The sequence below is a fragment of the Treponema rectale genome (genome assembly GCF_014202035.1).
Lineage (GTDB): Bacteria > Spirochaetota > Spirochaetia > Treponematales > Treponemataceae > Treponema_D > Treponema_D rectale.
The window spans coordinates 223215-236748 of the sequence record NZ_JACHFR010000003.1 but is presented as its reverse complement, the minus strand read 5'-3'; the positions used below and the strand labels follow the sequence as shown (position 1 = coordinate 236748).

12 protein-coding genes are annotated in these 13534 nt (G+C 42.2%); 3 read left to right on the top strand and 9 right to left on the bottom strand.

Translation table 11 applies throughout. The features are described from left to right. Window positions 1-196 precede the first annotated feature (196 nt). The 7 genes from rpsO to HNP77_RS09835 form a co-directional block, all read right to left on the bottom strand. Complete coding sequence (rpsO, locus tag HNP77_RS09865; protein WP_184653024.1) at window positions 197-466, bottom strand: 30S ribosomal protein S15; 270 nt, start codon at window positions 464-466, stop codon at window positions 197-199. A 45-nt stretch (window positions 467-511) separates the two neighbouring features. Beyond that, window positions 512-2398: a tRNA pseudouridine(55) synthase TruB gene (gene truB / locus HNP77_RS09860; protein ID WP_184653023.1), complete on the bottom strand. Its 1887-nt coding sequence runs from the start codon at window positions 2396-2398 to the stop codon at window positions 512-514. Window positions 2399-2409: 11 nt separating this feature from the next. Continuing rightward, window positions 2410-2793 carry a 30S ribosome-binding factor RbfA gene (gene rbfA / locus HNP77_RS09855; RefSeq protein WP_184653022.1) on the bottom strand — a complete coding sequence of 128 codons (384 nt, stop codon included), beginning with the start codon at window positions 2791-2793 and terminating at the stop codon, window positions 2410-2412. Continuing rightward, window positions 2794-5514, bottom strand: a complete 2721-nt coding sequence (gene infB, locus HNP77_RS09850; RefSeq protein ID WP_184653021.1) for a translation initiation factor IF-2 — start codon at window positions 5512-5514, stop codon at window positions 2794-2796. It lies immediately after the preceding gene. Between the two features lie 9 nt (window positions 5515-5523). After that, the gene (gene nusA / locus HNP77_RS09845; protein WP_184653020.1) at window positions 5524-6981 is read right to left on the bottom strand and encodes a transcription termination factor NusA; all 1458 of its coding nucleotides are present in this window, start codon (window positions 6979-6981) and stop codon (window positions 5524-5526) included. Window positions 6982-6992: 11 nt separating this feature from the next. After that, a complete protein-coding gene (locus HNP77_RS09840) occupies window positions 6993-7475 on the bottom strand; it encodes an LSm family protein (protein ID WP_184653019.1) in 483 nt (160 codons plus the stop codon). A 132-nt stretch (window positions 7476-7607) separates the two neighbouring features. Beyond that, on the bottom strand, window positions 7608-8273 hold the full coding sequence (locus HNP77_RS09835; RefSeq protein ID WP_184653018.1) for an RluA family pseudouridine synthase: 666 nt from the start codon (window positions 8271-8273) through the stop codon (window positions 7608-7610). A gap of 31 nt (window positions 8274-8304) precedes the next feature. Between HNP77_RS09835 and HNP77_RS09830 the strand changes: the two genes are divergently transcribed. Further along, window positions 8305-9459 (top strand): hypothetical protein, encoded by a 1155-nt coding sequence (locus HNP77_RS09830; RefSeq protein WP_184653017.1) that lies wholly within the window; start codon window positions 8305-8307, stop codon window positions 9457-9459. A gap of 23 nt (window positions 9460-9482) precedes the next feature. Here the strand turns inward: HNP77_RS09830 and HNP77_RS09825 are convergent, their stop codons facing one another. Beyond that, window positions 9483-10121, bottom strand: coding sequence for a PTS sugar transporter subunit IIA (locus HNP77_RS09825; RefSeq protein WP_184653016.1), 639 nt, complete (start codon window positions 10119-10121; stop codon window positions 9483-9485). A gap of 146 nt (window positions 10122-10267) precedes the next feature. Here HNP77_RS09825 and HNP77_RS09820 point away from each other — a divergent pair, with 146 nt between their 5' ends. After that, window positions 10268-11332: a hypothetical protein gene (locus HNP77_RS09820; protein ID WP_184653015.1), complete on the top strand. Its 1065-nt coding sequence runs from the start codon at window positions 10268-10270 to the stop codon at window positions 11330-11332. A 23-nt stretch (window positions 11333-11355) separates the two neighbouring features. Beyond that, window positions 11356-12231, top strand: coding sequence for a M23 family metallopeptidase (locus HNP77_RS09815; RefSeq protein WP_184653014.1), 876 nt, complete (start codon window positions 11356-11358; stop codon window positions 12229-12231). Window positions 12232-12236: 5 nt separating this feature from the next. Here HNP77_RS09815 and mnmA read toward each other — a convergent pair whose 3' ends face one another. After that, complete coding sequence (gene mnmA / locus HNP77_RS09810) at window positions 12237-13445, bottom strand: tRNA 2-thiouridine(34) synthase MnmA (protein ID WP_184653013.1); 1209 nt, start codon at window positions 13443-13445, stop codon at window positions 12237-12239. Between the last annotated feature and the right edge of the window lie 89 nt (window positions 13446-13534).

Here is a 13534-nt window from a genome sequence, read left to right as displayed (position 1 = left end):
TTTTTCTGCAGTACTCAGCATAAGCTAAATAGCCGCAAGGTTTATTCCGTTTGAACAGCCGGAATCACCTTTCTTCTTCAGTATGGAAGCAAAGTCACAAAAAACTGCTTTACGGGAATTTCCGGAAAAGACAGTTTTCTTAACTAAAAAGGCGGCACGATTTTACACAATCAGAATGCCGCCTTCTTTGGAGAATTTACTTACGGATACCAAGTTCCTTAATAAGAGCTCTGTAGCCTTCAAGGTTTGTACGCTGATAGTACTTAAGAAGCTTTCTGCGTGAACCTACAACTTTAAGAAGACCGCGCTGAGCGCTAGTATCCTTTGGAAAAGCCTTGCAGTGTTCTGTGAGCTGCTTGATACGTTCAGTCATAAGTGCAATCTGAACTTTTGTGTTTCCGGTGTCATTTGCATTTGCACCGAATTTGCTTACGATTGAAGCAGATGTTTCTTTTGTAAGTGCCATAACTTACTCCTTTTATATAAATTACCATGTTACCCAGCTTTTTCTTCACAAAGTAACATTAGGTTTGTAAACAAACTTTACCTCAGTCAAACGTTTTGCCGTATTTTCTGTAGGCAGAAGAACCTCAACAGTGTTTTCTGAAACAGAAAGCATTGTATGAAGAATATTTTCACCCAAAACGGCTGCAACTTCATAAGTTCCGTTTTCAGGAAGAACCTGTCCGGAAACTACAGCGGCAGAAAACCATTCCATCATGGGATCTGAAGAAACTGTCTTTGAAGGCGTAAATTCAGTTTCTGAAAGATCAAGCACAAAACACCCTGAAAGCATTTTCTGTACCGATGCAAAATCACCTTTCCTTACAGCACTGCGTATTCTTGATGAACTGATGCTCTGTCCTTCCAGACAGACTTTCTCTACAGAACGGAACTCAAATCCATATTTCTCTGACAGAGCCTTTATCACGGCAGAATCAGCCTGACCACGGAATCCGCACCTGAAATCAATTCCCTCAGCCATATACTTCATTCCTACTAAAGAAACTAAAGTGCTGACAAAATCTTCTCCGCTAATTCTACTGAAATCGTCAGAAAAGTCAATGATTACGGCAAAGTCAAGGCCCGATTCAGAACAGAACCGGAGTTTCTGTGAAAGAGTCATCACGTCACCTTCATAAACTCCCGTTTTATTCTTTACAAGTTCACCGGGATTTGTAAAAGTCACGATTCCTTTTACAGGAATGGAACTATCCTTTACCATTTCTATCAAAGTCCGGTGTCCCGAATGCATTCCGTCAAAATTACCGACAGTCAATGCCGTTCCTTTCTGCCGCCAGCTTAAAGGAAATTCCCCTTTCACAATATCGTTCCAGGTAAAGACCTTAAGCTTCTTTTTCTGACGGGGTACAACAAACCCGTAAAAAAGCCGGTGATCAGGATTAAGCCGCACCATGCCGGCAAACATGCCGTCGGAATAAAAAACGGCAATTTCCTTATCCTTCAGGGTACACGGAGGTTCACTCACTCCTGTTGTTATTCTCCTGAACATACTGCCGGAAAGAGGACGTCCGTTGAGGTAAGATTTTTCTGCATCTTTTTTCAGTTCACTTACTTCAAAACCACATAAAGAAGCGGTTTCCGGAGTAAAATCAAGAAACCTGCTCCTGATGTCAGTAAACACTGAATCCGGAGTAATACGTTTTTCATTTTTAATTTCAGAACAGCGGCGTGCATTTTCGATTCCGTAATCAATAGTAAAATCACAAAATCCAGAATAACAGGCCGCATCCTTAAGATAAAACGGGCCCACCTGAGTACGCCTGAGGGCACACAAAAAAGCACAGCTACCCGCAGCAGCAGCAATATCCCGTGCAAGAGCCCTGATGTAAGTTCCTTTTGAACAGGTAATCTCTAAAAGCGCATAAGAAAGCCCGTCATCCCCGGCTTCCCTGAAATCAAGAAGTTCATTTTTATAAATAAAAACCTGACGGCTGTCCAGTTTTACTTCCCCACCGCTTCTGACAACATCACTTGCACGTTTTCCGCCTGAATGGAGCGCTGAATAAACTGGAGGAACCTGAAGCTGCACTCCAGTAAAAGACGGAAGTACATTTTCAAGAGCTTCTCTTGTTAAAGAAGGAGCTGTCTTCATTACAGTTCCTGTAGGATCAAGAGTATCTGTTTCTTTACCAAAACAGACCACAGCCTGATAAGTCTTTGTAAAACCAGTAATATGAGGAACAAGATGAGTAAGATGACCGCTTAAAACAACAAGAAGTCCTTCTGCAAAAGAATCCAGCGTTCCTGTATGACCGATTTTGTCAGTATCAAGAGCGTGCTTTATATCCCATAATGAAGAGAAACTTGTAATACCGGGAGTCTTTGCATAAAGAAGAATCCCGTCTTTTACAGAAGTCCTTTTATTTTTTTTCATTTAACCGCTATCTAACCATTATTTTCTTCGTCTTCCCGGGCTTTAGATTCAGCTTCAAGAGCATTAAGCTTCTGAACCATCTTATAACCCTCTTTCATGCTGAAATCAGCAACGAATGTAAGGCGAGGAAAACGATAAACAGAAAGTTTTTTTGCAATAGAACACTGAATAAAACCGGCCGCACTCTGTAAACCTGCAACACCACGTTTTACAGAGGCGTCATCCATAAAGGAAGAAACAAAAACCTTTGCATAAGCCAGGTCACCGGCAACTTCAACCCGATCAATGGAAAGAAATTCACTTACGCGTGGATCCTTAATTTCATGTCTGAGGAGCATAAGTGAAATTTCCTGTCTGAGCTGTTCACCCAGACGCAACAATCTGTACTGTCCCATTTAATTTTCCTGAGATTCTCCGGAATCCGAAGCCTGGTGTTTTTCTGCTTCAGCCTGTTCTTCAGCAAGAGTCTGACCAAGCTTACGCTTAACTTCAATATATTCAAATGCTTCGATAGTATCGCCAACCTGAATATCCTGCCAGTTTTCAATACCGAGACCACACTCAAATCCTTCACGAACTTCCTTTGCATCGTCCTTGAAACGCTTGAGGGAAGAAACTTTGGCTGCAGAACATACAACGACTCCGTCACGGATAACGTTAACATAGCTTGTTCTCTTAACGATACCGTCCCGTACCATACATCCGGCAATAAGACCAACCTTAGGAACCTTAAAGGTATTAAGTACTTCAATAGTTCCGGTAACCTCTTCTTTTGTATCCGGCTGAAGCATACCTTCCATAGCCTGCTGAATTTCTTCAACACACTTATAGATGATGTTATATTTGCGGATTTCTACCTTTTCCTGCTCTGCAAGAGCCTTTGCCTTTGGAGTAGGACGTACGTTAAATCCGATGATGATTGCATTAGAGTCAGCAGCCGCAAGAGTTACATCGCTTTCATTAATTGCACCCGCACTGGAATGAATTACAGAAAGGCGTATTTCTTTTGTTGACAGCTTCTCGAGGGATGCTTTAAGTGCTTCTGCAGAACCCTGAAGGTCAGCTTTAATGATAACCTTAAATTCCTTAACTTCACTGGCCTCAATTGTAGAGTAAAGATTATCAAGAGTAACTTTCTTGACAGCCTTTGCATCTTCAAAGCGCTTAAGTTCCTGACGTTTTGCAGCAAATGCACGGGCATCTTTTTCACTTTCCGTAACCTGGAACGGATCACCGGCATTAGGCATATTTTCAATACCGAGAACTTCTACAGGAGTACATGGTCCTGCCTCAGTAATTTTCTGTCCCTTATCATTAAACATTGCACGTACACGGCCTGAATAAATACCTGCTACAAACGGATCTCCTGTTCTGAGTGTTCCCCGTTCAATAATTACAGATGCTACAACACCACGGCCCTGATCAATACGGGATTCAATAACCTTACCTTCTGCACGACAATCATACTGAGCCTTAAGTTCAAGCATTTCTGCCTGAATGAGTACAGCATCAAGAAGTTCATCTATACCTTCCCGCTTAAGTGCAGAAATATTTACATACTGAGTATCTCCACCCCAGGCTTCCGGAGTAAGACCGTGTTCAGAAAGCTGCGTCATTACGCGCTCAGGATTTGCATCCGGTTTATCCATCTTGTTTACGGCAACAATAATTGGAACCTTTGCATCTTTTGCATGGTTAATTGCTTCAAGAGTCTGAGGCATTACACCATCATCTGCTGCAACTACAAGGATAACAATATCCGTAATCTGAGCTCCGCGGGCACGCATCATTGTAAAGGCTTCATGTCCCGGTGTATCAAGGAAAGTAATGTCTCCCTTAGGAGTTGATACTCTGTAAGCACCGATTTTCTGAGTAATACCGCCTGCTTCTCCGGCTGCTACGTTTGCATTACGAATTGCATCAAGAGTCTTTGTCTTACCGTGGTCAACATGACCCATTACGGTAACGATAGGAGGACGGGAACGTTCCCCCTCTGCATTTCCCTTATCACTTTCGATGACAGTTTCATCATAAAGGCTGATAAGGTGAACCTTACAGTTATATTCCTCTGCAAGAATCGTTGCAGTATCAGAATCTATAGACTGGTTAATGGTAACCATCATACCCATGGACATGAGTTTTCCGATAATTTCGCCAGCCTTAAGGTTCATCTTACGGGCAAGATCAGATACGGAAATGGTTTCCATGATATCTATTGTTGGAGGTACAACATTTGCAGGAGTACTCTCCTTCTTTTTCTTATAAAGTTCTTCCTCATCAAAGAATTCTTCTTTATCTTTGCGCTGTGAATAATCCTGCTTTTTACCCTTAAACTGCTTCTTTGCAGGAGTTTTTCCCTGAGGAATAGGAGCTGGAGGAACAAAAGACGAACCGCCTCCAAATCCAGGACGGGAACCTCCGAATCCAGGACGGCTTCCGCCAAATCCACCGCCCTGACGGTTAAATCCGCCGCCCTGACGATTATTGTTAAATCCACCCTGACGGTTTGCACCGTTTCCGTTAAATCCGTTTCCACCACGGTTTCCATTGAATCCACCCTGACGGTTTGCACCGTTTCCGTTGAATCCGTTTCCACCACGGTTATTATTATATCCGCCGGAGCGCTCACGGTTCTGATAACCTTCACGAGCCTGAGCCCCTGTAAATCCAGAACCACGATTATTTCCGTAACCGCTGTTATAACGATTACCATATCCGCCCCTGCTGCCGGAACCGCTTAAATTGCCGGCACGAACATTAGGACGGGCAGAATTAATCTCAAAAGACTGTCTCTGAGGCTTGTTCTGCTGCTGAGGACGTTCTGAATTATTCTCAACCTTACGTTCTGCAGGTTTTTCCTGAACTGGAGCAGCAGCCTTTGGTGCTGTCTGCTGAACTGCAGTTTCCTTAGTTTTTTCAGCAACCGGTTTTTCTTCCGGCTTAGCGGATGTCTCAGGGGCCTTCTTTGCAACAACCCTTACCGCAACCTTTTTCTGCTTTTCAGGCGCAGCAGGCTTACGTTTTACAACGACAACCTTCTTTTCAGACTGAGTTTCCGGTTTCTTTTCTTTTTTAATCACCACAAATTCTGGCTTTTTTTCTGATTCATCCGCCATGTTTTTCTATTATTCCTCTTCAAAAACAAATTCAGCACCGCACTTCGGACAATGTGTCATATCCAAAGTGATTCTTTCTCCACATTCAGGACAGAAATATCCTTCCTCTTCCTGAGTTTCTTCAGATGATTCAACAACAGCATCTTCTGTCTTTTCTTCTTCATCCTCAAACTCAACGTTTTCACTGATAATCTTATTGATTGCTTCAATATCATCAGCATTAACACCCTGAACTTTTATTGCAGAACCGTCTTCAACAGCTGCCATAAACTTTTCAATATCATCAATTCCCGCATCCTTAAGAAGGGCGGCAATTTTCTGATCTACACCAGGAAGCTGTGATACAGTTGTAACCTCTTCGTAAGAATCATCCGCAGCATCATTAAACAGGGATTCTGCAGCCTTGCGTGTATCTGATTCTGTAAGGTCAAGCTCAGCAGCCTGTTCTTCCGTTTTAACGTCAATAAGCCAGTCACAGAGGCGGTTTGCAAGACGAACGTTCTGTCCCTGCTTACCGATAGCAAGAGAGAAGGAACTTTCCGGAACAATTGCAAGAGCTTCCTTCTTTTCTGCATCACGGATTACAACCTGTGTAACTTCTGCAGGAGAAAGGGCATTCTTGATGAATACATGAGGATCTTCGTCATACTTAAGGATATCGATTTTTTCACCCTCAAGTTCGCGGATAACAGCCTGAATGCGCACACCTTTAGGTCCTACACAGGCTCCTACAGGATCTACATCCAGTTTGTTTGAATAAACTGCGATTTTAGAACGGTATCCGGCTTCACGCACAACTTTGTATACGCTTACGATTCCCTCTGAAATTTCAGGAACTTCATTTTCAATAGTATCCTGTACGAATTTAGGATCTGAACGGCTGAGGATAACCTGAATTCCAGTATTTGTCTTTTTAATGTCAACAATAAGAGCCTTAATGCGGTCATTCTTGCTGTAAGTTTCCCTTGGACTCTGAAATTTAACCGGGAGCATTCCCTCAACTTTTCCAAGATCGACAAAGATATTTCCGTTGCGTTCACGCTGATAGTAACCTATGATAATCTGTCCAACCTTATCTTTGTATTCATTGTAAAGATTATCCTTATAGCGTTCGTTAAATCCCTGATGAGCCATCTGCTTACCTGTAGTAACTGCAGAACGCTCAAAATCATGAGGATCAACAAGAATGTCTATTTCGTCACCAATTTCACATTCAGAGCTGAGCTTAAGGGCTTCTTCAAGTTCGATTTCCTGAGACGGGTCATATACACCGTCAACGATAGTCTTACGTGAATAAACAGTTACGTCTGACATATCATCTGCAAATTTTACGATACAGTTGTCTGAAGTACCAAAAGTTTTCTTGTAAGCTGCTTTAATTGTGTTTTCTACTGTCTGCCTGATTGAATCCTCACTGAGACCTTTCTCTGCTGCCAGTGCACGGATTGCATCTGCCATTTCTGACATATCAAGCCCCCTTATAAATTAAAAAATTTTGCCTTAGCAATATCTACATAGGAAACGGATTTTTTTGTTCCGTCCTCTGATTCCAAAACAAGTTGATTTTCGTCGGAAGAAAGAAGAGTTCCTGCCACCCAGTCACTGACATTCTTATCCCAGACACGGATTTTTCTGCCTGCAAAAACTGAAAATTCCCAGGCATTCTTTATATTACGGTCAAGCCCCGGAGAACATACTTCCATGTAGAGGTTATCTTCCGTTACGTCTGAACCGTTATTCTGCAAAAGTTCAAGGATTTTCGGGCCTAAAAGATGATGCACTTTAGAACAGTCTGCAACACCAATGTCTTTTTTTGGATCTGACGGCGAGATAACTGCCGTAACATGAATATTACCGTTCTGCGGTACTACCTGAAGTTCAACAAGAACAAAACCTGCTGACAAAACGCACTCTGCGCTTTCCTTATAATAGGGATTTTTTTCAGGTGAAATATACTCCAAACCTTACCTCTGCAACATCTGTGGTGATTAAACTAAAAAAAAGGAGCCGTTTTTTCGGGCTCCACTTTAAAGTTTATTAAAATGTTACTTACCTTAACATTTAGAAGAAAGTATGTCAACTCCAGTAAAAAATCAATCTGAAAACTTATAGAAATGTTCCGGCAAATCTGCCTGAAGAAGCAGCTGCTTTCCATCAACAGGAAGAGTAAGCCGGACACAGGCAAGCTGGAGTTTTTTTATTCCGGCTTTTCTCAGCAGTTTATTCATCTTGAAATTTCCATGCTGGTCATCTGCAGCCAGAGGAGCACCGCTTTTTGCCATCTGAATCCTGATCTGATGCATGCGGCCGGTTCCCAATGTTATATGAACAAGGTTTAATTTTATACTGACATCCGATTCAGGAACCTTAATTTCAGTCGATTTTACTACTTCAAAAAAAAGTTCCGCATTCTGGATTCTGCCGTGAGCCTCCACTTTAGAAACCAGTTTTCCTTTTCGGGAAGGCTTTCCGTTGCAGATTACCTCACCGCAGCAAACACACATGTATTCTTTTTTAACTTCCTTTGTTCCTATTAATGAAGTCCATTTCGAAGCAGCAGCAGGATTCTTTGCCACTATAAGGAGACCGGAAGTTTCTTTATCCAGGCGGTGTACCAGATGAATTCTATAGCCTAAACGGGCTGAAAGTTCATCATCAAGAGGATGAGCTATTCCCTTTCCTCCCTGAACCGCAGTTCCGCAGGGTTTGTTGACTACAAGGATTTCATCATTTTCAAAAATTACTGGAAAATCTTTCATGTGCCGATATTATATATAAAGAGGTTTACTGATGACAAGAATGAAAAGAACAATCGTGTTTCTGTTTATACTTTTAACTGCACTCCCGGCTTTCTGCGGAAAAACATACTTCACCGGCCTTAAACCATCCGTTTACATGGATCTGCCGGAAGGATTCGGAGTAAAAGAAACCGGAGAAAACGGAAAATACTTCATGCTTTCTTCGTCCGTAGTTCCTGTCACGGCAATCATAAGAATTTATCCGGAAGGCCGCTTTTCTTCCAACAGAGAAGCTCTTACGGACATAATGACAAAATTTTCACTTTCTGCTCAAACCGGCGACTTCAACTGGGGAGAAGGCATTTCTGCCATGAGCATCTTTGAAGGAAACATGCTCGGCATTCAGTCTTCAGGTTTCGCAATAAGCACAACACTTCCTGACAGTCAGGGAACCTTCGTATACCTAATCTGGAGTTCTTCAGAAAACTTTGAAAACACCGCATCCTTCATGGGAAGTTTTATGGACAGCCTTTACGTAAGCGCAGACAACAGTCTTGAATGCGGAGCCATGACAGCCTTTGCCTACCCTAAATCAGAAGAAACCGAAGAAACAGACATAAATATAGAAGGAATTGAAATAAAAACCATTCTGAATGCCACCGACATGGAAGCTGCAGACTATCTTGTAAAAAGAGAATACTTCACCCTTCTCTGCTATCAGTCCTCCCCTGCATGGCAGCTGGCATGGCAGAGATACTACAGGATGATTTACAGAGATTCCTGTTCCAGGCTCCTAAAGCCTGCCTACGACATCTATAAAGAACTGGCTCCATTCTGCAACGACAATACCGATCTTGCACAGAAACTGCTTAACTGGACCCAGGGATTTGAATATTCAAGGGAAAAAAACGAAGCTGACTTTACATCCCTTCCGGCGGCTTTGACAGGAGAAGGCTGTGACTGTGATACAAGGGCAATGCTGCTGTGCGTTTTACTGAACGGAATGAACATGGACTGCTGTCTTTTTGTCAGCCCCTCATTCAATCATGCCGTTGCGGGTCTTGTTTCAGACCACCCGGGATTCGGATTTAGTTTAGGTGAGAAAAAATACCTTACCGGAGAAACAACTGCAAAAGACCTTTCATGGGGAAAAATAGCCTCCGACATGACAGACCAGTCACAGTGGATTCCGGTTCTGTTCTATTAGGTTAAGATATTTTCTGAGAAAACTTATTTTGTAAGCAGGTTATAAACTTCTACAGGATCCTCTGATTTCAGGAGAGCTTCCCTAAGTGCAGGATCCTTAAGTTTTGACGTAAAATAAGCCAGCGTCTGAAGATAATAATTATGCTGGTTATAGGCAGCTCCGATCATAAGAACAATCCGTACCGGAACATCGTCAAGGGCTGAAAAATCCATGATGTCACATTTTGAGATACCCAGGCTTACCACAAGATCAGTTATACTTGAGAGCCTTACGTGAGGAATGGCAATTCCCCTTCCGATTGCAGTAGAAACAAGATCTTCCCTCTTCAGGATTTCTGCCTGAAGTTCCTTACCGTCCTTTATCTGAGGAGCAGTAGCAAGATTATCTGAAAGTTCAACCAGAGCATCATGCTTTGTAACGTGATTAAGAAAAACAATACGTTCAGGAGAAAGAATATTCTTTACTTTAATTTCTCCTTCCGGACGGGCAGAACCGGAAAGCCGCTGATTTACCCAGTGCTCGATTTCTGCTTTCTTAAAGCGCCATACAGTTCCAATCTTTCCGCTTGGAATTTCGCCTTTCTGAGCCCAGTCATAAACAGTACGTTCGCTTACACGAAGATATTTTGCAACTTCTTCTATAGTAAGAATATCATCTTCCATAATATTATTTTCCTCAATTTTTTTGTCTGTCGTATTTTGCAAACTTTACGGTTTTTTGTCAATGTTTACATCTGTTAAGAATAAAAAAATATCCGTTTATAATATAGAACTTTTCTTTTTTACAATTATAAACTAATATCAGACACATGAAACCATCAAATAAAAATAAAATCATCATCGGCGTAACGGCATTCTGCGTACTTTACATAATATTCGCCATGCGGCCGCTGGGAAAAGAACTTCATCTGATACCTGAATGGACACAGGATATTTTTCATGTAAACGAAACCGCTCAAACTGAGAAAAAAGAGCTGATTCCCTTCAAGCTCGGACAGAACATAGGATATTTTACAGAAGACGGATCAATCGTCCGCAACATACCTTTTCCATATAAAGCAGCAGTTTCTGATTCTTATTATGCAGCATTCGGAACCAACAATAATTCTGCAGATTTTTTTAATGCAGACGGCACAAAAGCTGGAACAATAGAACTTTCTGGATTTCCTTTTTTTGACAAAGACCGGATATATGTTTTTCTTCCGGGAGGCACCTCTTTTGTTAAATGCGGTTCCGACGGAAAAGCTCTCTGGAAATTTGAAAACTACGCTCCAATCACAGCCTTCAGTTCAAGTAAAGGCGGAACAGTAGCAGGCTATGCAGACGGCACCCTCATTTCCTTCAACAATGACGGTTCTGTAAACCACAGGTTTTCTCCAAAGGGAAGCAGGCATGAGATAATTTTAGGAGCAGGAATCTCTTCTGACGGAAACTCAGTTTCATGCATCAGCGGACGGGACAGACAGAGGTTCGTAACGGCAAAAAAAGACAAAGGACACAGCCGCATCGTTTTTCATGAATATCTTGAAACAGAATCCTCCGAACAGGTAATCGTAAAATACTCCCTCAATGACAGGGCTGTCTACTACAGCTACAAAGACCATCTCGGAGTATACAGCTACGATGATGAAAAATCCTATCATCTTCCTATAAATGGAAGAGTAATTCAAATTGAAGAATCTTCTTCTGAGTCCCTTGTATTTGTACTCAGTAAAAATGACAGCAAATACACGGTTACCGTTCTTGAAAAATACAACCATATCGCTTCACAGTTCTCCTTTGAAGCAGAATGCGCATTCATTCAGGTGCGGGGCAAAAATTTCTACATCGGAAGAAACAGTAAGATTTCAAGACTTACAGTTTCTAAAAAATAAACAGTACAGACAGGCGGAATACTATGAAAAAAATAATATCAATGGCAGTTCTTACAGCCGGTTTTGCAGCATCAGGTGTATTCGGAGAATTTTCTTCCTTTGACTGGCCTCAGAATGAAACGGCCGCAGATTCTTTTTTTTCTTACTTCGGTCAGCTCAGAGGCGGAACAATAAGCACTTCACTTATTTTTAACGATATTTCAGACATAAAAGCAGTACAGAACGGTGAACTCCTGCTTACAGTCAGGGAACACACAAATGACTACGGCTGGTTTGAATCTACCCTGGGAAATGCAGTATTCATTGCCCACGATGACGACCTTATGTGCATTTACGGCAATCTTGATGAAGACAGTTTACAGAAAGACCTTCCGCAGAAAGTAGAACCGGGAACTTTTATCGGAAAAAGCGGAAACTCAGGCTGGCAGGAAGGCCTCAGCTGCCTTGAATTCCAGGTACTAGATACAAAAAACTCAAACGCTGTAAATCCCCGCATTCCAATGCCCCGTACAGGAACTGAACTGCCGCTTTATGCCACAAACATTACCCTGAAGGATGACAACGGCATATACCACAATCCTTTAACGGAAAAAAGGCTTCCGTCCGGAACCTACAGCATTTACAAAGACAGACAGAAAACTGCTGTTCCTGCAAAGACAACAGTTTCCATAAACGGAGCTGCAGTAGAGCACATTCAGTTTGAAACCCTGTGTGAAAAAAACGGAAAACTCTGTACCAGCGGAAACAAAAACTATTCCGTAGAGGAACTGTATCCTGATTCAACAAAGGAACTTCTGGCACGCATTCCGCTGACACCGGGAAAAAACACGGTAGGAATTACAATCACAAACATACTCAGGGAGAATAAGAATTACTTTTTCCCCCTGGATATTTACTGATTTTACTACTGGATTCTTAAAGCACGGGCGATAATGCCTCCGCCCAGAGTAACACCGTCACTGTAAAATACAACTGACTGCCCCGGAGCTACAGCCCTCTGCTTTTCTTCGAACACTACCCTGCAGCAGGGAGTCTTGAAGTTTTCTAAATCAGCAGGAACGTAAGGCTCAACCCTTGCCTTTACGGGACGGGAAGCAAGCCTTATTTTTACCATAGCCTCAAAAGCACACAGAGGATTATAATTGCCGGCCCATACAAGATCTTCCGCAATCAACTCAGAAGAGAACAGTTCATCATCATGTCCCAGAACAATTTTATTTTCCTTTTCATCAATTTCTGCAACATAAAGAGGGCGTACGGAACTTATTCCCAGACCTTTTCTCTGACCAACAGTATAATGCTCTATTCCGCGATGACGTCCAAGAACATGTCCGTCCCTGTCTATAAAATCTCCCGGAACGGAAGGTTTGTCTGAAAAAAGCACATCAATAAAAGGCTGAGGCATGAAGTCCTGACTTTCTTCCCGGGCAGCAGCCTTAAGATTCCAGTCACGGGCCATCTGAAACACTTCTTTTTTTGTATATCCGCTTAAAGGAAAACGGACTTTCTCCAGAACAGAAGAAGGAATTCTGTGAAGGAAATATGCCTGATCCTTGGAAATATCCATTGCAACGGCAATCTGAACAGGACGGGACTGTCCTTCAGGAATATCTGCAGCATCACTTCCGTAAACAGTACGGATTGCTTCAAGAGGCCGTACTGTCTTTGCATAATGCCCCGTACAGAAATAATCATATTCAATGCCAAGTTTTGAAATTCCTGCCAGAAGGGCACCGAATTTTATAAAACGGTTGCATCTGATACATGGATTAGGAGTTCTTCCGGAACGGTATTCTGCCTTAAAATAATCCAGAACTTCCTTCTGATATTCATCCTTCACGTCAATGACATGATACTCTATTCCCTGCTCATTACAGAAAGTGCGGCACTCTTCTATATCACCTTCTTCACCGGGACCATAGCAGCTGTCATGAAGCTTTACTTCCTCAGGGAGCTGGGGCATGTCATTTTTCCACAATGACATGGTTACACCTATGACACGGCATCCCCTTTCTTTCAGAAGTTTTGCAGTAACGGTTGAATCTACACCGCCACTGAGACCGACAACAACTACATCACCTGCTTCAGGCTGTTTAAGTTCTTCATATTCCATAAGAAACAATCTATAGGAAAACTCAATTTTAATAAATACGGCTGACGCCTTAATTTATGGAACTTATGACAAAAAATCGGTATAATTGA

Coding starts and splice junctions, on each gene's coding strand:
- rpsO (WP_184653024.1), bottom strand. CDS start 466: ATGGCACTTACAAAAGAAACATCTGCTTCAATCGTAAGCAAATTCGGT.
- truB (WP_184653023.1), bottom strand. CDS start 2,398: ATGAAAAAAAATAAAAGGACTTCTGTAAAAGACGGGATTCTTCTTTAT.
- rbfA (WP_184653022.1), bottom strand. CDS start 2,793: ATGGGACAGTACAGATTGTTGCGTCTGGGTGAACAGCTCAGACAGGAA.
- infB (WP_184653021.1), bottom strand. CDS start 5,514: ATGGCGGATGAATCAGAAAAAAAGCCAGAATTTGTGGTGATTAAAAAA.
- nusA (WP_184653020.1), bottom strand. CDS start 6,981: ATGTCAGAAATGGCAGATGCAATCCGTGCACTGGCAGCAGAGAAAGGT.
- HNP77_RS09835 (WP_184653018.1), bottom strand. CDS start 8,273: ATGAAAGATTTTCCAGTAATTTTTGAAAATGATGAAATCCTTGTAGTC.
- HNP77_RS09830 (WP_184653017.1), top strand. CDS start 8,305: ATGACAAGAATGAAAAGAACAATCGTGTTTCTGTTTATACTTTTAACT.
- HNP77_RS09825 (WP_184653016.1), bottom strand. CDS start 10,121: ATGGAAGATGATATTCTTACTATAGAAGAAGTTGCAAAATATCTTCGT.
- HNP77_RS09820 (WP_184653015.1), top strand. CDS start 10,268: ATGAAACCATCAAATAAAAATAAAATCATCATCGGCGTAACGGCATTC.
- HNP77_RS09815 (WP_184653014.1), top strand. CDS start 11,356: ATGAAAAAAATAATATCAATGGCAGTTCTTACAGCCGGTTTTGCAGCA.
- mnmA (WP_184653013.1), bottom strand. CDS start 13,445: ATGGAATATGAAGAACTTAAACAGCCTGAAGCAGGTGATGTAGTTGTT.